Origin of the sequence: Oribacterium sp. NK2B42 (assembly GCF_000424445.1) — a bacterium.
Classification (GTDB): domain Bacteria; phylum Bacillota; class Clostridia; order Lachnospirales; family Lachnospiraceae; genus Oribacterium.
Map to the genome: position 1 here is coordinate 16,327 of NZ_AUJX01000020.1, position 21,056 is coordinate 37,382.

Consider the following 21,056-nt stretch of genomic DNA (forward strand, 5'->3'; position numbering starts at 1 on the left):
TGCTATTTTCTTTTTGGTTATAAACACATCCCTCGGAAAGAGGTTAAATGTTAGCAAAAATAAACAGTGCCGGCTTATCCGGCATGGATGGCTTTCTTGTTTCTGTCGAGGTGGACGAAAGTGACGGCCTTCCTAAATCCATAATCGTCGGCAATGTTTCCGCCTCGGTGAGAGAGGCTCTGGACCGTTGTCAGGTAGCCCTCCGAAATGCGGGCATAAATATTCCTCCCAAAAGACTTACCATAAATCTGGCACCTGCCGACAGGCGGAAAGACGGAACCCATTTTGATCTGGCCATAGCCGCCGGCATTCTTAAATCAATCTTTCTGGATAATGATTTCTCCCTGGAGGATTATGGCTTTGTGGGAGAACTGGGGCTTGACGGCAGGATACGACATGTGAACGGAATCCTGCCTATTGTTACAGAAATGAAAAAGGCCGGATTAAAAGGTGCAGTTGTCCCTAAGACCGATGTCCAGGAGGCCCTGGTAGTCTCAAGGATGGATATCCTGGGTGTGGAGGATCTCATCGATCTCTGCACCATCATCGCAAGCAGAGAAAGCTTTTCCGGTCATCCCAGGGAAACACCCATGATACAAAAATCAGAGGAGTCCTATGATGTGGATTTTTCAGATATCCACGGCCAGTCATTCTCGGTGAGAGCAGCACTTATCGCCGCTTCAGGCGGACATAACCTGCTTCTTTCCGGTGTAGCCGGCTCCGGCAAAACCATGATCGCGAGAAGGATCCCCACCATACTTCCCGAACTCACAAGAGAAGAGAATATCGAGATCACCAAAGTCTATTCCATAGCAGGACTCCTTCCCGAAGGTTCGGCTCTTATGAACCGTCGTCCCTTCAGAACCCCTCATCACACCATTACCACACCGTCTCTCGTTGGCGGATCCTCGCCCTCAGGTGTTGTGCCCGGGGAGATAGCATTGGCATCAAAGGGTGTGCTTTTTCTGGACGAACTTCCTCTTTTTTCAAAATCTTCCATAGAAGCCCTGAGGCAGCCTCTGGAAGAAAAAAAGGTGGTCATCAATCGTCTGAACGGCAGCTTTCTGTATCCCGCAGACTGTATGCTGGTGGCAGCCATGAATCCGTGTCCCTGCGGTTATTACCCGGACAGAAACAAATGCCACTGCACCGAAAGCCAGATCCGTCACTATCAGAGAGGCATATCCAAACCCATTCTGGAACGAATCGATCTTTGCGTTGAAGCATCCCCTGTAAGCTTCGAGGAAGCCACCAGCAGTAAAGCCTCTGTAAGCTCTGCGGAGCTCCGGAATAAGGTTCAGAAAGCCCGCGCTATCCAAAAAATACGTTTTGAAAACTGTAGTCATCTGCATGTTAACGCTGACATGAGTGCAAAGGATATAGAAAAATTCTGTCCGCTGAATGATGAAAGTAAAAGCTTCATAGGAAAGATATTTGAACTTAAATCCCTGTCCATGAGAACCTATCACAAGGTTCTGAAGGTAGCCAGAACCATAGCGGATCTTGAGGGAGTAGCAGACATAAGCATTAGCCACCTGAGCGAAGCAGTGAGCTACAGAGGACTGGAGGATCACTTGTATGGTGCAGTAGAAACAGGAGTACTGTCTTCAGGTTTTTCGGGAACCTACGGAAAAGTCTTTACTAAGGTGACCGTAAGAAACACCCAAAAAACCGATTCAAAAGTCAGGCAGAATAAGCGATCTGTTTCCGGAATCACAGATTTATCGGAAGAGAGGTGCAGCCTATGACAGCCCGGGACATTAATTTCAAAAACGAGATACGGGAGCTGACACCACTGGACAGAGAATACCCTGAACGTTTACGCATGATACCAAATCCTCCCTCAACTCTTTATGTAAAAGGCAAGCTGCCTCCCGATGACCAGCCGACAGTTGCCATCATCGGTTCCAGAACAGCAACGGAATACGGACTTGATGTAGCGAGAACCTTTGGCAGAGTACTGGCATCCCGGGGTGTAGGCATCGTCAGCGGCATGGCTCTGGGAGCCGACAGTGCAGGACAGTGGGGCGCCCTTGACGGAAAAGGCAGTACATATGCAGTTCTCGGAAGCGGCATAAACATCTGTTATCCCGCAAGAAACTACAGGCTTTATGATGAAATACTGAAAAACGACGGAGGGATAATGTCGGAAGTCCCTTTGGACTCACCGCCTCTTCCAAAACAATTCGCCTCCAGAAACAGGATCATCTCGGCACTATCCGATATCGTGGTAGTAATAGAAGCGAGAGAACGCTCCGGCACCTCCATTACCGTCAACAACGCTCTCGAACAGGGTAAACAAATCTTCGCCCTTCCCGGGCGCATCACGGACCCCATGTCAAAGGGCTGTCTCCAACTCATCAAAGAAGGTGCCGAAATCCTGACCTCACCTGAAGACCTTCTGGAATACCTTCACCTGAAAACCCGGGGCGAGCAGCTGATCCTGGAAAAAGACACCTCGGTTCTGAACCCAAAACAGAAAGCCGTCTACGATATCCTTGAAACTGACGCTGCCCACCTCGACACCCTCGTCCCGAAATGCGGCATGCCGGTTCCCGAACTAACCGCAATTTTACTGGAGTTGGAGATTCTCGGTTTTTCCGAATGCACAAAAACAGGATTCTACAGAAGAAAAATCTCGTTATAAATGAAAATTATTGACAAGACTCTTTCAGAGCAATAGAATAATGCCGTCTTTAAATTTTAACTTCCGAACCGGAAGTGCCTTAAATCGTTGACGAGGACAGTAGCTTTTTCAGCCTGCTTCAGAGAGGAGCCGTTTGGTGCGAGGCTTCGCAGAAGAAAATGCGAAAACCACCTCCGAGAGGTCTTTAATCAGACCCGTTGATCACGTTATAATCAGTAAAAGTGGTTGTTGCATAACGCAGCAGCAATTTGGGTGGAACCGCGAACTTATCGTCCCAATCTATGACTACAGTCATGGGTTGGGACGTTTCATTATAAAAAAGCTTCCCCAAAGGGCTTTTCTATCTAAACAAAGGAGAACCAAAATGGAAAAAGAAGAGATTTTAAAGGTGTATCGTCATTCTCTTGCACACATCCTTGCAAAAGCTGTCATCGAAATCTACGGCAAAGAAGTACAGTACGCTATCGGACCCGAGATCGAGGACGGAGCTTACTATGACTTTGCATTACCCGAGGGCAAGACAATAACCGACAAGGATTTCAAGCAGATTGAGAGCAAGATGCGCGAGATCATAAAGAGAAGAGAAGACTGGACCCGTAAGGAAGTATCCAAGGCTGAAGCTCTTGATATATTCAAGGATCAGAAGTTCAAAACCGAGCTTATCAATGATCTTCCTGAGGACGAGATCATTACCATCTACTATACAGGCGAAGATTATGTTGACCTCTGCCGCGGACCTCACGTAGACAATTCACAGGAGCTTATGAGCGCAGCCTTCGAGCTTCACGCAGCTTCCATGGCTTACTGGAGAGGCGACGAGAAGAGAGACAAGCTTCAGAGAGTTTACTTCTATGCATTCCCAAACAAGGATGAGCTCAAGCAGCACATCAAGCTCATCGAGGAAGCAAGAGAGCGTGACCACAAGAAGATCGGTGCTCAGCTCGAGCTTTTCATGTTTGACGAGACGGCTCCAGGTATGCCATACTGGCTCCCGCGCGGATGGGTGATGTATCAGACTCTCCTTAAGTACAGCCGCGAACTTCAGAAGGCTCACGGATACACAGAGATTTCAGCTCCGCTTATCAATAACAAGAAGCTCTGGCTCATCAGCGGACACTGGGCACATTATCTCAACAATATGTTCATTGTTCCCGGTATCGAAGGCCACCTCGCAGCAGACGCTGACATAAACGGCGTCATCGAGAACCTTAAGAACCAGGAAGAGGCACCTAAGGCTGTAAAGATCATGGCAGGTTCCGTTGTTTACAACCGTGAGAACCTTGACACCATGGCAGCAAAGCCTATGAACTGTCCCAATGCCATGATGACCTTCAAGCGCAAGAATCGTTCCTACAAGGAGCTTCCTATCCGTTACAGCGAGTATGACGTTCTTCACCGTAAGGAGAAGTCCGGTCAGATGAACGGCCTTTTCCGTGTTCAGGAGTTCCGTCAGGATGATGACCATACATTCGTAATGGAATCTCAGATCAAGGATGAGATCAAGGATATCATCTCAATCGCAGATGAAATCTACACAACCTTTGGTGTCACATACCGTGCAGAGCTTTCAACCCGTCCTGATGATTTCATGGGCGATATCGAGGTTTGGAACCAGGCAGAAGCTGATCTCAAGGAAATCCTCACAGAGCAGTACGGTGAAGACGGTTTCGAGATCAACGAGGGTGACGGAGCTTTCTACGGTCCGAAGATCGACCTTCAGATCAAGGATGCTCTCGGAAGAGAATGGCAGTGCGGAACTATCCAGCTTGACTTCCAGCTTCCTCACAACTTCGGTCTCACCTACATCAATGACCAGGGTGAGTCAGTTATGCCTGTAGTTATCCATCGCGCTATCTACGGTTCACTTGAGCGATTCATCGGTATTGTCATCGAGAACTTCAAGGGAATGTTCCCATTCTGGCTGAACCCGTATCAGGTGGGTATCGTTCCTATCCGTGAGAGCCACAATGAATACGCAAAGAAGGTTGAAGAAGCTCTTACAGCAGCAGGTGTTCGTGTTGAGGCTGATTACTCAGACAACAACATGAAGACCAAGATCAAAGGCTTCAAGAACTTCAAGGATCCTTATATCCTTGTTCTCGGTGATAAGGAGGCAGAGGAGAATACTGTTTCCATCAATATCCGCGGAACCAACAAGCAGGTTCAGAATGTTCCTCTTGATAAGTTCGTTGAGATCTGTAAGAAGCTTAATGCAGAACATACTCTTGAGCTTCCGGAGAACTTCGACTGATACCTTAAGTAAATTTAGATATTTAATCCTGTATGGGCAAAATGATTTTCTGCCCATATAGGATTTATACATAATACCGTAACACTAATAGATATAAAGGTAATTCATAGATGTCAAATAGCTTAATCATTGTTGAGTCTCCTGCAAAGGTTAAGACCATAAAAAAATTTCTTGGAAAAACTTATACTGTGGATGCCACCATGGGTCATCTCATAGATATGCCGAAGAGTTCTCTCGGTGTAGATTTAGATAATGATTACGAACCGAAGTACATAACCATCCGCGGTAAAGGTGAGCTTCTTTCCAAGTTGAAAAAAGAAGCCAAAAAAGCCGATAAGATATATCTCGCAACCGACCCGGATCGCGAGGGAGAGGCCATAAGCTGGCATCTCAAAAACGAGCTTGATAAGGATGCCTCCAACAAAGACAAAATATCCCGTATAACCTTTAACGAGATCACAAAGAATGCTGTTAAGAACGCGATCAAGAGTCCCAGAGAGATTGACATGGATCTCGTTAATGCCCAGCAGGCCCGCAGAGTCATAGACCGACTGGTGGGCTACACCATAAGCCCTTTACTATGGAAGAAAATCCGCAAAGGACTTTCAGCAGGACGTGTACAGTCTGTAGCTCTTCGTATGATCTGCGACCGTGAAGCAGAAATTGCAGCCTTCACACCTGAAGAGTACTGGTCTCTTGATGCCCACCTTCTTCATGGCAAAAAGAAATTAACCGCTGCTTTTTACGGCAAAGATAAAAAAATGGCTCTGCCGGATGAAGCATCCGTTGACGATGTCATAAAGCATATCAGCAAAACAGATTTCACTATTTCCGATATCAAAAAATCCGAACGCCGAAAGAAAGCCCCTCTGCCTTTTACCACAAGTACCATGCAGCAGGAGGCTGCCAAGTCTCTCGGATTTGCAACAAGCAAAACCATGAAGCTTGCCCAGACTCTCTACGAGGATGGTTACATAACCTATCTTCGTACCGACAGTACCCGTATCTCGGTTGAAGCTGATGCAGCAGCAAAAATCTTCATATCCGATAAATACGGTGAAGAGTACGTAAACGGCGGTTCGCAGGATGCCAGCAAGCCTCAGGAACCGGAAGTAAAGATCCAGGATGCTCACGAAGCTATCCGTCCTACAGATCTTGACCTGACACCGGAAGAAGCTAAATCAAAACTCCAGAGAGATGAAGCCCGTCTTTATACTCTTGTATACAAGCGTTTTCTCGCAAGTCGCATGACCTCTGCCGTATATGACACTGAATCCGTAAAGCTTGATGCCAAAGGCTATGTCTTTACATTAAACGGATCAAAACTTAAGTTTGACGGTTTCCTGTCTGTATATATGTCAGAAGAGGATAAGGCCGATAAGGATGTATCCCTTCCGGAAATGAAGGAAGGTGAAAAGCTCAGTTTCCAGAGTTTTGATAAGGAACAGCATTTCACCCAGCCTCCTGCCCACTACACAGAAGCTTCTCTTGTAAAGACACTGGAAGAAGACGGTATCGGCAGACCTTCTACTTATGCTCCTACCATCGGCACACTGCTGGCAAGAAGATATATCACGAAGGAAAAGAAGAATATCTTCGTCACAGAGCTTGGACAGGCTGTAGATGACATGATGCAAAAGAATTTTCCGACCATTGTGGATACAGCTTTCACTGCCAACATGGAATCACTTCTGGATACTGTTGCAAACGGCAACATCAGCTGGAAGACCCTGGTTGAGAATTTCTATCCGGATCTGTCACAGGCAGTTGAAAAGGCTCATCAGGAGGTTGAAAAGATCACCATCCGTGATGAAGAAACAGATATTGAATGTGATAAATGCGGACGAAAGATGGTTATAAAATACGGACCTCACGGCAAGTTCCTGGCTTGTCCCGGGTTCCCTGACTGCATGAACACCAAGCCATATGTGGAATACGCAGGTTTTGTATGTCCTGATTGCGGATCCGAATGTGTAAAACGTCGTTCAAAGAAGGGTCGTATTTTCTACAGCTGTTCAAATTATCCGGAGTGCAATTACATGACCTGGAACAAACCTAAAGATGCAACAGCAGGGGAGAAGAAGGACGGCGAGATCATGTGCTGATGAGGAAAGCTCCGTTTTAACCACTTATAATCCTTCAGCCGGGATCAATGCCGAAGCGTCCAGGTTTTAAATGGATGCTCTCCGGGCTCCGGCGCACTCATGTCACGGCTGAACAGTGACCTTGAATTTACGGCTGAACGATGACCTGAAATTTAAGTTGACACAAAATTAAATACTATGTTATATTACAAGTCGCGTTTAAAAGGCGCGACTTTTGTGTATCTGCAAAAGTAACATTATAAAGCACATCTGAACGAAAACCGGAATGGTACCTGAGAGTACAGGCGACGACGGTGAGCACACACGTTCGGATGGAAGATTTTAACCAGGAGGTATTTAAAATGAGTGCAATTGGAATGAAGCAGCTCCTTGAGGCTGGCGTACACTTTGGTCATCAGACAAGAAGATGGAACCCTAAGATGGCTCCTTACATCTACACAGAGCGTAATGGTATCCACATCATCGATCTTCAGCAGACTGTAAAGATGGTTGACGATGCATACAACGCTATGGTTAAGCTTGTACAGGACGGTGGTACTGTTCTTTTCGTTGGTACAAAGAAGCAGGCACAGGATGCAGTTAAGTCAGAGGCTCTTCGTTGCGGTGAGTTCTATGTAAACGAGAGATGGCTTGGCGGTATGCTTACAAACTTCAAGACAATCCAGACTCGTATCGATCGTCTTAAGGAGATCGAGAAGATGGCTGAGGACGGTACATTCGATGTTCTTCCCAAGAAGGAAGTAGCTCTTATCAAGAAGGAGTGGGACAAGCTTGAGGCTAACATCGGTGGTATCAAGGATATGAAGCAGATTCCTGATGCAATCTTCGTAGTTGATCCTAAGAAGGAGAAGATCTGCGTTAAGGAAGCTCGCACACTTGGAATCACACTTTTCGGTATCGCTGATACAAATGCTGATCCTGAGGAGCTTGATTATGTTATCCCGGGAAATGATGACGCTATCCGCGCTATCAAGCTTATCGTAGGCAAGATGGCTGATGCTGTTATCGAGGCTAAGCAGGGCGAGATGACTGAGGAAGAGGCAGCAGCTGCTACAGCTGGTGACGATTCTGTAGTTCCAGAGGCTTAATTAAGAAAACACATAAACCCAGCATTAGACAATTTAATAGATTGCTAAATGCCGGGTTTATTTAATTACAAAACAATAGGTGAAGATAATTCTTCCATAATAAAATAAATCCAGGAGGATACAACAATGGCAATTACAGCAGCTCAGGTTAAAGAGTTACGTGACATGACAGGTGCAGGTATGATGGCTTGTAAGAAGGCTCTCGCTGCAACTGACGGAGATATGGACAAGGCAGTAGACTTCCTCAGAGAGCAGGGTCTTGCAGGTGCAGAGAAGAAGGCCGGCAGAATCGCAGCTGAGGGTGTTTCTTTCACAAAGCTTTCCGATGACAAGCACTCAGGTGTTGTTGTAGAGGTTAATGCTGAGACAGATTTCGTTGCTAAGAACGAGAAGTTCCAGACATATGTTACTGAGGTAGCAGCTCAGGCTCTTCATTCAGAAGCAGCTGATATCGACGCTTTCCTTGCTGAGAAGTGGGATCTTGACAACTCAAGAACAGTTGCAGAGCAGCTTTCAGAGGAGATTTCAATCATCGGTGAGAACATGCACATCCGTCGTTTCCAGAAGCTTACAGAGAACGATGGTTTCGTACAGGATTACGTACACGGCGGCGGACGTATCGGTGTTCTTCTTCAGGTTAAGTCAACAGTAGTTAATGACGCTGTTACAGAGATGGCAAAGAACATTGCTATGCAGGTTGCTGCTCTTAAGCCTAAGTTCACATCACGTAAGGAAGTTGACCAGGCTTATCTTGCAAGCGAGACTGAAATCCTTACAGCTGCAGCTAAGAACGAGAAGCCAAACGCTCCTGAGAAGGTTATCGCAGGTATGGTTCAGGGACGTATCAACAAGGAGCTTAAGGAGATCTGTCTCCTTGACCAGACATACGTTAAGGCTGAGGATGGCAAGCAGTCAGTTCAGCAGTATGTTGATTCTGTTGCTAAGGCAGAGAATGCTACAATCGAGATCGTTACATTCATTCGTTTCGAGACAGGTGAAGGTCTCGAGAAGAAGAACGAGGATTTCGCTGCAGAGGTTGCTGCTCAGCAGGCTGCTGCAAAGAAGGCTTAATTATAAAGTCTTTAATATAGCTTGAATTTTATAATCTTACGTTTAGGGCAGGAAGTTTTCTTCCTGCTCTTTTGTTGTCCAAAAAATTCCGTTAAACAATTTTCATAATTCCCACATATTACAGTTATTTTTTCTGTTTAATATTTATGCTACAATAAAAATCATGTAAAACATGAGGTCATAAATATGCTTTTTGATTTCCTTAAAAAATACTCTGATCAGCTTGATAACTCTTCCTCAAAGGAAGCCCCGGCACCTGATGCCGGAAATACCATACGTAAGCACATTGTATTTTACGGTACCGTTCAGGGAGTAGGGTTCAGATATACCGCATATCATCTTGCCACTACCCTGGGGATTACCGGATGGGCAAGAAACGAAGATGATGGATCGGTAACCTGTGAGCTTCAGGGTTCCCGTGATGCCATACAGGAATTCATGAACAGAATAGGAAATCAGCGTTTTATAGAGATTACAGATAAAGAGGAGCGCAATATTAAGGTTATCAATGAAGAACGTTCCTTTAGGGTACTCTACTGAAAGGATCAGATCTTTAACAGTAATGAAGCAAAATTACAAAATCACACTTAGCTATGATGGTTCCCGCTATTACGGCTGGGAACATCAGCCAAATACAGAATTAACCATACAAGGAAAGCTTGAACAGGTGCTGACCCGTATGATATACGGAGAAGATTATACTGTTAAGGATTTTGCCTCTTTCCCAATTACCGTAATAGGGGCCGGGCGAACAGATGCGGGTGTTCACGCCAGAGCCATGACCGCCAATGTGATCCTTGATCTCAAAAATGAAGTGACAGAAGCAGAGATCAGGGCTTATATGAACAGATATCTTCCCGATGATATAAGTATTAACGAAGTCAGGACTTGCGGGGAACGGTTTCACAGCCGGTTTAAGGCCACCGGAAAGACTTACAGGTATACCTGCTGGTGCGATGAACAAAAGCCGGTGTTTGAAAGAAAATATGTAACAGTCCTTGAGAATAAACCTGATATAGAGGCAATGCGCAAAGCTGCAGGATATCTCCTTGGAGAGCACGACTTTAAATGCTTTTGCGGAAACTCACATTTTAAAAAATCCACGGTCAGAGTGATAGACCATGTAGAAATCACAGAAAACGGTCCTTACATCCGGTTTTACTTTCACGGGACAGGCTTTTTGCAAAATCAGGTGCGTATCATGACAGGCACGCTTCTGGAAATAGGTTTTGGAAAGAGAACACCGGATTCAATGTCAGACATACTCAACAGTAAAGACCGTCAAAAAGCTGGATATACAGCAGAAGCCAGAGGATTATGTCTCATGAAGGTGGATTATGACTGATGGTCATCTATCATATATCTTTTAATAAATAATGCATTTCAGTTTTATATACATGACTCATAAATAAAATTTCACTAAGCTTTAGGGAGGGGATTAGTTTTGAAAGATAAAAGTATTGGCATCATTTTAGGAGTTACAACCGGACTTCTGGCCGGATATCTGGCAAGTACTCTGTACATGTCCGGCAAGATCATGCCCGGCACCGTAATTAATGGTGCAGATTTTTCCATGGTTCCGAGGTCTGAGCTGAACGACCGGCTTTCAGCAATGGAAAGAGATGCCTATGCCATCACCGTAAGAGACATTCACAAAAACGAATTAACAATCAACGGAGCAGACATTGATCTCAATGCAGAGTTCCCTGTGGAGAAGATCCGCGTGCAGAATCCTCTGATCTATCCATACTATATGCTGAATCCTGGAAACTACTTTTTAGAGCCAGATTCGGTTTCCTTTGATGAAGAAAAGCTAAAGTCTATCATAAACCATGATCTTTTACCTGCGGAGGGAAGCACAGACGCTCCTGTCGATGCCTTTCTGACAGCCTATATTCCCGGAGCCGGCTATACCATTGCAGCGGAAGAGGACGGCGACACACCTGATCCCGATAAGGTTACAGCTGTTATTGAGGATGCCATAACCGAGAGAGCGGTTTTTGTGGATCTTAACGAAGAAGACTGCTACCTGACAGCAGACATCCGTTCAAATGATACCCTCCTTAACCAGAGAGCAGCAACCCTGAACGAAGCTCTCTCTGCCTCCATAACCTATGATTTCGGAAACCAGAAGATAATACTGAATTCAGACACCTATTATCCATGGCTTGACAAGCAGGAGGACGGTACCGTTACTTTAAATGATGAAAAGGTAGATGAATATGTTACCGAACTTAAATCCTCCACGGATACCGCTTATACCACAAGAAGCTTCAAAACTGTTTCAGGACGTATAATCAATGTCAAGGGTCCTTACGGTTACAACATTTCAAAGAAAAAGGAAATCGAACAGCTTAAAGAGGATATCCTTTCAGGCTTGCCGGTAGAACGCGAGCCTGTATACACAACCTCCGGCTGTCAGCGTTCGGGAAACGAATACGGCAATACTTATCTGGAAGTTGATATGTCTAACCAGAAGGTTTATTTCATCCAGGATGGAAATATTGTTTTCACTTCCGATTGTGTGACCGGAAATACAAGTCGCGGAAGAGGAACCCCCACGGGTATCTTCAGTATCATGTATAAAGCAAAAAATGTGGTATTACGCGGACGTGACTATGCTTCTCCCGTTACTTACTGGATGCCGTTCTATAATGGCTGCGGATTCCACGATGCCTCCTGGCGCGGAAGCTTCGGCGGTTCCATCTACCGTTACAGCGGATCCCACGGCTGTGTAAACATGCCTATTCCTAAAGCAAAGGAGCTTTACTCACTGGTAGAAGCAGGCATGCCTGTAATCACATACTATTAAAGCTTCCATCGTACTTAACCCTGATTTAAATTTAATCTGTGGACTCTGTTTTCAGGCGTCCACAGATTATGCAATAAAGAGGAGATTTATGAAAAAGTTTAAATTGAAATTTATTTCTGCAGTTCTCACACTGACTGTAGTATCATGCACAGCCTTTACTTCGTTCGCGGAATTCGGTCCCGGAATACCGGAATCGGAGCTTACCTCCTATACCGGTGCCGCAAATGCTTCCGACGGTGCTTCTGCCACTGAAACCGCCGCTTCCTCAACTGCCGGGACGATCATCAGCAATGAAATCCCCACAGAAGATACCTATGCTTTATACGAGAAGCTTAAATCAAGTCTTACCGCCCAGATAACAGACCAGATCATCCTTGTTGTTGACCACAACCTCACCTTATGGAACAAACAGTCTGACGGAAACTGGATTAAAGATATGGACGTTTACTGTGGTTACGGAAGAAACGGTCTCAAGCCTTTTAACGAAAGACATGAAGGAGATCAGACAACTCCCATAGGCTCCTTCCCCATACTTCATGCCTTCGGATTCGGTTCAAATCCGGGAACTGCCATGACCTGGAGAGAGATAACAGAAAACTCTTACTGGTCAGGAGAGAAAGCCACCTACAACACCTGGGTAGAGAGCGCAACCCACGTCGGAGGCGAGCATCTCATCGAATATGACATCTGCTATAAATACGCCATGGCTATCGGCTTCAATATAAATCCTACTGTTTACAAGCGTGGTTCCGCAATTTTCCTTCATTGCAAAAACCCTGCCGAGTGGGGTTCTGCCGGCTGTGTATCAGTGCTCGAAGAAGATATGCTTAAGCTCTTACAAAAATGTCATGACGGCTGCTATATCATGATAGTTCCGGATACTGACGCCATTTCAAACTTTTAATACTTACATCATCATATGAAATTTTATTTTGCACCTATGGAAGGCATTACAGGATACCCTTTTCGTAATGCCTTCCAACAGTGTTTTCCGGGGACAGATCGTTTTTACACGCCATTTCTCTCGGCAAACGATACATTTTCCTTTACAACAAGAGAGAAGAGAGATACTGACCCTGCACTCAACAAGGTACCCGACCTGGTCCCCCAGATCATCACAAACAACGCCGAAATGTTCGTGTGGGCCATAGAAAGAATGACCGAACTGGGATATAAGGAAATGAACCTGAACCTTGGCTGCCCCTCGGGTACAGTTGTGGCAAAGGGCAAGGGTTCAGGAATGCTGCGTTACCCTGACAGGCTTGACGCTTTTCTGGAAGAGACCTTTGAACTCCTGGATAAAAAAAATATATCCTATGATTCTTCGGTTAATGCTTCCACTTCAAGCGAAAAGCAGATCTCTGTTTCCGTAAAGACCAGGCTTGGCATACATGACCCTTCGGAATCCGACCGGCTCATGGCTATTTACAACAGATATCCGTTAAGTGATGTTATAGTTCACAGCCGTGTGCAAAAGGAGTTCTATAAAGGCGAGATACACTATGATCACTTCAGAAAATTCATTGAAGGTTCAAAGCATCACCTTGTATATAACGGAGACATCGTTACAAAAAAAGACTATGAAAAAGTAAAAGCACTGTTTCCCGAGATAGATACCGTAATGATAGGCAGAGGTTTACTCATAAATCCTTCACTGATAAGGGAGCTTAACGGTGGAGACCCCTGCACCCTTGAGGAAATAAAAGCCTTCCACGAAGCATTGATAGAATCCTATATACCCGAAATGGGCAGCGACGCAAATCTTTTATACAAAGTAAAAGAGTACTGGAGCTGGCTTAGCAGATCCTTTACGGGCTCAGAAAGATACATGAAGGATATAAGAAAAGCAAAAAGCCTGCCGGAATATAAAGCCGCCGTGCGAAACCTCATGGCAAACTGTAAACTTGAACACAGACAAAATTTCTGAGTATGACAGAGATAAGCGGCATAAGCAGCGTATTTACATCCCTGAATAGATTTTCATCTGCATTAAAGATTCAAGTGTCAAGATCGGCACTTACAGAGGAGGAGTTTAAATCCTTATGATACTGGAATATCCTGAATATTATGAACGTTTTCGTTGTATAGGCGGCGACTGTCCGGATACCTGCTGCGCAGGCTGGGAGGTGGATGTAGACAGGGAGTCTTCACAATACTATAAAAGTGTTGACGGTGAATTTGGAAAAAGACTCAAAGAGCATATTTGTGAAGATGGCGAGGGATGCTATTTCCCGCTCACAAAGGATAAGCGGTGTCCCTTTTTAAATAAAGCGAATCTATGCGATATATACACTAACCTGGGGGAAGAAAGTCTTTGCCAGACTTGTACCGAATATCCAAGATATTTTATGGACATCGGTAATTATGAACAGACCGACATGAGCCTGAGCTGTATGGAACTTGGAAGGATATTCTACACAGAAACCCCTGTAATAGAATATGTCCGGTCCGAGAATCCGGTGGAAGGAGAGACTCTGACCGAAGATGATCGGGATACTCTGGTTGAGATCCTGTCACTTAGAAACAAATGTATTTCGCTTTTGCAGGATACCGTCCACTCCTTTAACGATAAGTTCCGGGATGTAAGGGCTTTGGTTTCCTATGCCGAAGGCGAAGATCCAGTGGAAAAGGATGAATCCCGGGGTTTCCTTAAGGAAAGCTGCAAAGATCTTATCCTTCTTTATGAATCTCTGGATTCCATTAACGAAAAATGGTCTGAAAAGCTTTCTTACTATAAGGAATTATCCGAAAGTCCATCAGAGCTTGACAGGATACCTGAATTCACCTCTCTATATTCCGAAAAGCTTGATGAATGGTTGCCCAAAACCGGAGTATATTTTGTTTTCAGATATTTTATCGATACAATAACTGACGGAGACATAGAATATGAATTATGTTTCATTCATCGAAGTCTTAAGCTTATATTTTTCATGCTTTTTGCTGAATGGGTAAATAAAGGAAATATCGATGTGTCAGATATGATTTATGCGGCCCATCTTTATTCAAAGGAAGTAGAGCATGACGACGACAATGTAGACAGGATAAAGAAATCCGGAAACGAGGATAGAATATGATCAAAAAATTCAGAAAAACTATATATACCGGTTTGGTACTTTTATCTCTTATTACTATCTGTTCCTGCGGAAAACGCAAGGAGCCTTATGAGTCTGTATCATCCGAGGATTTGACACAGGAGATCATATCCGGAATAGCCGAAGGTTTCAAAAACGGCGAGATCAATGTTACCGAAAGAGAAAAGAGGATTTTATCCAACCTTGTAAATTACGTGGTTGATAATCCCGAGACCTCCATCCAGATTCTTTCCGACGCAGCAAAACAGGCCGGCTTCGAGGGTGTATTCCCTGAGGATATTTCAGGTGTGGAGCCCTATTACAAGGCCATTGCAGGCACCCTTCTCGAAGCGGATTACATTACCACCGACGGAAATGATATCATTATCCGAAAGGGTACTGACAGCAAAACTCTGTCCGACCTTCTTTCAGAAGCGACTTCCGAAACTGATACTACCAGTACAACAAAAACCATCGATGGTAAGAAAGTAAACCTCAGCCTTAAAGATGACGTAATATATGATGCGCTTTGGAAAGAGGCCGGAAATGCTTATTCCATTTATTCCAAAAGCGGAATCGATGAAAAGACTCTTAAAGAACTTATCAAACAGGTAAAATGAAATCCAACGATAAAACCATTTCCAACAACGATAGTCTTTCATATAATGCCATTACTCAGGGTGTGATATGGAAGACTCTCATTCTTTATGTGCTGCCTCTTATCATGGGCACATTTTTTCAGCAGCTCTACAACACGGTGGATGCCGTTGTGGTAGGAAGATTTGTAGGTAAGGAAGCCTTATCCGCAGTAGGCGGAAGCTCTGCCATGCTGGTGAATGTTTTCGTGGGGTTCTTTGTTGGCGTAGCATCAGGGGCAGGTGTGGTAACCGCCCAGTATTATGGCGCAAATAAGGAGACCTCGGTCAGAAAAGCTGTCCACACCGCTATGCTGCTTTCCATAATCAGCGGAGCACTTCTCACACTGATAGGCTACTTCATGATGCCTGTTTTCAGTGTATGGATGAAGACCCCTCCTGAAGTTCTGAATCTAACCATCACATATCTTCGCGTATATTCCCTGGGAATGATACCAAACCTCATCTATAACATGGGCGCCGGTATTCTGAGAGCAGTGGGAGATTCCAAACGGCCTCTAATATTCCTTGTTGTATCCTGCATTTCCAATATAATACTTGACTATTTCTTTGTTCTTAAGATGGGACTCGGAGTTATGGGAGCCGCGCTTGCCACGATTCTTTGCCAGCTCATCAGTGCCGTGATGGTTCTATACACATTAAGCAAGTCGAGCAGCAGCTACCGCCTGACCGGAGGAGAACTGACACTCCACAAAAAGCAGCTTCTTCGTATCATTGCCATAGGACTGCCGGCGGGAATCCAGTCCCTCATGTATTCCCTGTCCAATGTCTTTATCCAGACAGCCATAAACGAATTCGGGACTGACGCAGTGGCGGCATGGGCTGCCTACTCCAAGATAGACTCGGTATACTGGATGATCTCAAGTTCGTTCGGCATAGGAGTAACAACCTTCGTAGGGCAGAATTACGGAGCCGGGCTGTATAAAAGAGTACGGCAATGCATAAGACAAAGTGCTGTAATCATGGCTCTCATTACCGTTTTCATGACCTTTATTCTCTACAAATGGGGATTCCTTGCTTTCAACCTTTTTGCCACAGACGAAAGTGTCATAAATACCGGAACCGCTATGATACGGTATCTATCGCCTTTCTACATTACTTATACGACCATCGAGCTGTTATCCGGTTCTCTCAGGGGGATGGGCAGCAGCCTGAAACCAATGATCATTTCAGTATTTGGAATCTGTATACTGAGAGTTTTATGGATATTCCTGGCCGTACCCGTATGGCACAGGATAGAAACCATTGAATTCAGTTATCCTCTGACCTGGGTGACAACATCGATCCTGTATCTGCTTTATTATTTCAGATTCGTAAGTAAACGAAAGATACGTTGACATCTTATTTAAGTAAATTTATACTTTCTTAGGTTATTTTTCGTTCAATTATTTTCAGGGAGCACAAATATGTTTAAAAAAGGTTTTGACAATGACAAGTATATAAAGATGCAGTCCGAGCATATCAGAGAGCGTATTTCCAAATTCGGAGGTAAGCTGTATCTCGAGTTCGGAGGCAAGCTTTTCGATGATTATCACGCCTCCAGGGTCCTTCCCGGATTCCAGCCTGACAGTAAGATCCGTATGCTTACCCAGTTAAAAGAAGACGTTGAAATAGTTGTTGTTATCAATGCCGGAGACATTGAAAAAAATAAGGTGAGAGGCGACCTCGGCATAACCTATGACATGGATGTACTCCGTCTTATCGATGCCTTCAGAAGCTACGGTCTTTTCGTGGGTTCTGTAGTACTCACCAGATTTGACGGTCAGGAAAGTGCCGTTGCCTACCAGAAGAAGCTCGAAAGCCTTGGTGTCAAGGTATACAGACATTATCCTATACAGGGGTATCCCGGAAACCTTCCGCTTATCATTTCCGATGACGGTTTCGGAAAGAATGAGTACATTCACACAACCCACTCCCTGGTTGTTGTTACAGCTCCCGGTCCCGGTTCAGGAAAGATGGCAGTTTGTCTTTCACAGCTTTATCAGGAGAACAAGCATGGTGTCAAGGCAGGCTATGCCAAGTTCGAGACCTTCCCGATCTGGAACATTCCGCTTAAGCATCCTGTAAACCTTGCTTATGAGGCAGCAACTGCGGATCTGAATGATGTCAACATGATCGATCCTTACCATCTTGAGGCCTACGGCAAGACCACGGTAAACTATAACCGTGACGTCGAGGTTTTTCCTGTTCTGAATGCCATGTTCCAGCGCATTTACGGCGAATCTCCTTACAAGTCTCCGACAGACATGGGTGTAAATATGGCAGGCTATGGCATCGTTGATGATGAAAACTGCAGCTATGCATCACGTCAGGAGATCATCCGTCGTTACTACACTGCATTATGTGACCTCCGTAAGGGTGACGGTACACAGCAGGTAGTCGACAAGCTTCAGCTTCTCATGGAGCAGGCCAATATTTCCAGCGATGACAGACCTGCCGTTGCCGCAGCAAAACAGAAGGCGGAGCTGACAGGAGAGCCCGCAGCGGCCATCGAGCTCTCAGACGGAACCATCGTAACCGGAAAGACATCAACCTTACTTGGTGCCTGCTCAGCCATGCTTCTGAATGCACTTAAGGTAATGGGCGGTATCGATGACTCTGTAAACCTTATTTCAAGAGAGATCATCGAGCCTATCCAGCATTTAAAAACCGAGCATTTGGGTAACCGTAACCCGAGACTCCATACCGATGAGATCCTCATTGCGCTTACCATCTGTGCAACCACAGACAATAATGCGGAGATTGCCATGCAGCAGCTGGAAAAGCTTAAAGGCTGCGAAGTACACAGCTCGGTTATCCTTTCCGAAGTAGATGCCCGTACCTTCAAGAAGCTTGGTGTCAATGTTACCTGCGAACCGCAGTACCAGACTTCAAAGCTGTTCCATAACTGATGATACAAGGACGCATCTTTCCCTTGACATACGCAGGTATCGATTTAAATATTTGACCCGGTTTCAACCGAAGCTTTGCATGACTGCATGACAAAGCTTCGGTTTTTGTTTTCAGGCAAAATAGTAGAAAAATCGATAATACTTGGCTATTACTATAAATACTTATCATTTTGATATTCGTGCTTATCATATCAAAGCCGTTTATTATACTGTTTTCTCATACCTTGCCTCCAAAGCTTCTGTTTTTTAGTGTACACGCACAATGGACAAATGTTTGTCCGTTGTGAACAAACATATTTAGCGATTTAAACATCATATACTTTAAACCATTAAATTTTGTCCTTGAAATAGAGATAACTATAATGTATATTTCTCATTATGTCTGATTATCAAGGAGGTTTTTTATTATGCCAAAATACATAGCGAAAAGAGTAATTATGGCTGTGGTCACGGCATTCCTTGTCGCAACTCTGACTTTCTGTATCATGAATCTGGTTCCCGGCGGACCTTTCCTGGCAGAAAAGGCGGTCACACCGCAGGCTCAGGCTGCGATGGAAGCCAAGTACGGTCTCGACAAGCCGCTGCCGCAGCAATATTTAACATATCTCAGTGGTCTTCTTCACGGCGATTTCGGTTTATCACTGAAAAAGAGAGGACGTACTGTAGCTGAGATCATCTCAACCAAATTCCCTGTATCCGCACGCCTTGGTGCCTGTGCGCTTATTGTTGCAGTCTGCATCGGAGTTCCTCTGGGATCCGTTGCAGCCTTTAATCGTGGAAAGCTTGTAGACAATATTCTGGTGGTATTGTCAACGGCAGGAATAGCCATACCATCGTTCCTTTCATCAACACTTTTGATGTACGTATTTACAACGAAGCTCCAGTTGCTTCCATCTTTGGGACTCACAACTCCCGAAAGCTATATCATGCCGGTAACGGCACTTGCTCTTTATCCTACATTTTACATAGCTCGTCTCATGCGTTCTTCCATGCTTGATGTCATCGGACAGGACTACATGAAAACAGCAAGAGCGAAGGGCGTAAGTACATTCCTTATCATTTTCAAGCATGCCATGCGTAATGCCATTCTGCCGGTAGTCACCTACCTTGGACCATTACTTGCATCACTTATGACTGGATCCTTCATTATTGAAAAGATCTTCAACATCCCGGGACTTGGTTCTGAATTCGTAGGAGCCATCACCTCCCGTGACTATCCAATGATCATGGGAACCACCATATTCCTGGCGGTTTTCGTTATCTGTATGAATGTGATCGTAGATATACTTTACGCAGTAATCGATCCACGTATCAAGCTTAAGTGATCATCAAAGTCCTTTCCCCGGAATGATTCCTGATGCTTTGGGGATAGGATAAACCACCGAAAGGAAAAGTTCTCATATGTCTGAAAATAAAACTAAAAACCCATTGAGCCTTCAGCTCAATGTTGACGACTTTGCTCCTGCCTCTACAGAGGAGAAGCAGTCATTAAATGTGATGCGTGAATCTGTAAGCTTCTTTAAAGACGGTATACAGCGTTTCCGCAGAAATAAGATCGCCATGACAGCGCTTACCATAGTGCTCATCATCATGTTTTTCTGTTACATAGTTCCCATGTTCTATCCTTATGGATATGAGGAACAGATCAAGGGTTCCGAAAGACTTGCTCCCATGGCATTTTCAAAGATGGAGCAGCAGAGGATAGCTGCCGGCGAAAACATTTTCCCGCATCTTCTGGGAACAGACCAGAACGGACGTGACTATATGATCCGAGTTCTCGTTGGCGGAAGAGTATCCATGACCGTCGGAATCGTAGCCTCCGTCCTTATCCTCTTTATAGGTTCTATATATGGTGCCATAGCAGGTTACTTTGGCGGTATGGTGGACATGATCATGATGCGTATAGTCGATATCATCTATACCGTGCCTGATGTCCTTATCATCATCCTTCTTGCCCAGACCCTTAAGTTCCCTTTGGAAAAGCTTGGTGCAGCTCCGGGTTTTGGATGGATAGAGAAGCTTGGACCAAATATGATTTCCATGTTCATAGTGTTTGCCCTCCTTTACTGGGTTGGTATGGCACGTATAGTCCGTTCACAGATCATGGTTCTCAAGCAGTCTGAGTATGTAACAGCAGCAAAGGCTCTCGGTGCAGATGACAAGCGCATCATAGGAAAGCACCTCATCACAAACTGTCTGGGAACACTTATCGTTACCACAACACTTCAGATACCAAGCTCTATCTTTACTGAGTCTTTCCTCAGTTTCCTTGGTCTCGGTGTTCAGGCTCCCATGCCTTCACTGGGTTCCCTTGCAAGTGCTGCGCTCAACGGCTTCCAGACCTATCCGGAAAAGCTTTTCGCACCTGCTGCACTTATCTTTATCATTATCCTGAGCTTCAATCTTTTAGGTGACGGTCTTCGTGATGCCTTCGATCCTAAGATGAAGCAGAAGTAAGGAGATC

The 21,056-nt window shown here is 44.9% G+C and carries 17 protein-coding genes and 1 other annotated feature; all 17 genes read left to right on the plus strand.

The features are described 5' to 3' along the window. The first annotated feature begins 47 nt into the window (after positions 1-47). The 17 genes from G625_RS18890 (at position 48) to G625_RS0107765 (ending at position 21,049) form a co-directional block, all read left to right on the plus strand. Complete coding sequence (locus G625_RS18890) at positions 48-1,748, plus strand: YifB family Mg chelatase-like AAA ATPase (RefSeq protein WP_084152810.1); 1,701 nt, start codon at positions 48-50, stop codon at positions 1,746-1,748. Further along, positions 1,745-2,647, plus strand: coding sequence for a DNA-processing protein DprA (dprA, locus tag G625_RS18895; protein ID WP_242826614.1), 903 nt, complete (start codon positions 1,745-1,747; stop codon positions 2,645-2,647). The genes G625_RS18890 and dprA overlap by 4 nt, the downstream gene beginning before the upstream one ends. A gap of 78 nt (positions 2,648-2,725) precedes the next feature. Further along, positions 2,726-2,927, plus strand: a binding site (T-box leader). A gap of 84 nt (positions 2,928-3,011) precedes the next feature. Continuing rightward, a complete protein-coding gene (locus G625_RS0107695) occupies positions 3,012-4,898 on the plus strand; it encodes a threonine--tRNA ligase (protein WP_029200663.1) in 1,887 nt (628 codons plus the stop codon). Between the two features lie 110 nt (positions 4,899-5,008). After that, positions 5,009-7,003, plus strand: a complete 1,995-nt coding sequence (topA, locus tag G625_RS0107700; protein ID WP_029200664.1) for a type I DNA topoisomerase — start codon at positions 5,009-5,011, stop codon at positions 7,001-7,003. A 341-nt stretch (positions 7,004-7,344) separates the two neighbouring features. Then, positions 7,345-8,091 (plus strand): 30S ribosomal protein S2, encoded by a 747-nt coding sequence (rpsB, locus tag G625_RS0107705; RefSeq protein WP_029200665.1) that lies wholly within the window; start codon positions 7,345-7,347, stop codon positions 8,089-8,091. A 126-nt stretch (positions 8,092-8,217) separates the two neighbouring features. Beyond that, the gene (gene tsf, locus G625_RS0107710; protein WP_029200666.1) at positions 8,218-9,162 is read left to right on the plus strand and encodes a translation elongation factor Ts; all 945 of its coding nucleotides are present in this window, start codon (positions 8,218-8,220) and stop codon (positions 9,160-9,162) included. 186 nt (positions 9,163-9,348) lie between these two features. Next, positions 9,349-9,702 carry an acylphosphatase gene (locus G625_RS0107715; RefSeq protein ID WP_084152811.1) on the plus strand — a complete coding sequence of 118 codons (354 nt, stop codon included), beginning with the start codon at positions 9,349-9,351 and terminating at the stop codon, positions 9,700-9,702. A gap of 22 nt (positions 9,703-9,724) precedes the next feature. Continuing rightward, positions 9,725-10,507: a tRNA pseudouridine(38-40) synthase TruA gene (gene truA, locus G625_RS0107720; protein ID WP_029200668.1), complete on the plus strand. Its 783-nt coding sequence runs from the start codon at positions 9,725-9,727 to the stop codon at positions 10,505-10,507. Positions 10,508-10,606: 99 nt separating this feature from the next. Next, entirely contained in the window at positions 10,607-11,974 is a 1,368-nt protein-coding gene (locus G625_RS18900) for a L,D-transpeptidase family protein (protein WP_049895797.1), read from the plus strand. Positions 11,975-12,062: 88 nt separating this feature from the next. After that, a complete protein-coding gene (locus G625_RS18905; RefSeq protein WP_049895798.1) occupies positions 12,063-12,878 on the plus strand; it encodes a L,D-transpeptidase family protein in 816 nt (271 codons plus the stop codon). Between the two features lie 15 nt (positions 12,879-12,893). Then, on the plus strand, positions 12,894-13,901 hold the full coding sequence (locus G625_RS0107735) for a tRNA dihydrouridine synthase (RefSeq protein WP_029200669.1): 1,008 nt from the start codon (positions 12,894-12,896) through the stop codon (positions 13,899-13,901). A 115-nt stretch (positions 13,902-14,016) separates the two neighbouring features. Beyond that, positions 14,017-15,048 carry a flagellin lysine-N-methylase gene (fliB, locus tag G625_RS21170; protein WP_049895800.1) on the plus strand — a complete coding sequence of 344 codons (1,032 nt, stop codon included), beginning with the start codon at positions 14,017-14,019 and terminating at the stop codon, positions 15,046-15,048. Then, complete coding sequence (locus tag G625_RS0107745; protein ID WP_029200670.1) at positions 15,045-15,665, plus strand: hypothetical protein; 621 nt, start codon at positions 15,045-15,047, stop codon at positions 15,663-15,665. Before fliB ends, G625_RS0107745 begins: the two co-directional genes overlap by 4 nt. After that, positions 15,662-17,038: an MATE family efflux transporter gene (locus G625_RS0107750; protein ID WP_029200671.1), complete on the plus strand. Its 1,377-nt coding sequence runs from the start codon at positions 15,662-15,664 to the stop codon at positions 17,036-17,038. The genes G625_RS0107745 and G625_RS0107750 overlap by 4 nt, the downstream gene beginning before the upstream one ends. A 69-nt stretch (positions 17,039-17,107) precedes the next feature. Continuing rightward, a complete protein-coding gene (locus tag G625_RS0107755) occupies positions 17,108-18,592 on the plus strand; it encodes a DUF1846 domain-containing protein (protein ID WP_029200672.1) in 1,485 nt (494 codons plus the stop codon). A 407-nt stretch (positions 18,593-18,999) separates the two neighbouring features. Further along, entirely contained in the window at positions 19,000-19,917 is a 918-nt protein-coding gene (locus G625_RS0107760; RefSeq protein WP_029200673.1) for an ABC transporter permease, read from the plus strand. A 76-nt stretch (positions 19,918-19,993) separates the two neighbouring features. Beyond that, positions 19,994-21,049: an ABC transporter permease gene (locus G625_RS0107765; RefSeq protein ID WP_029200674.1), complete on the plus strand. Its 1,056-nt coding sequence runs from the start codon at positions 19,994-19,996 to the stop codon at positions 21,047-21,049. Positions 21,050-21,056 lie beyond the last annotated feature (7 nt).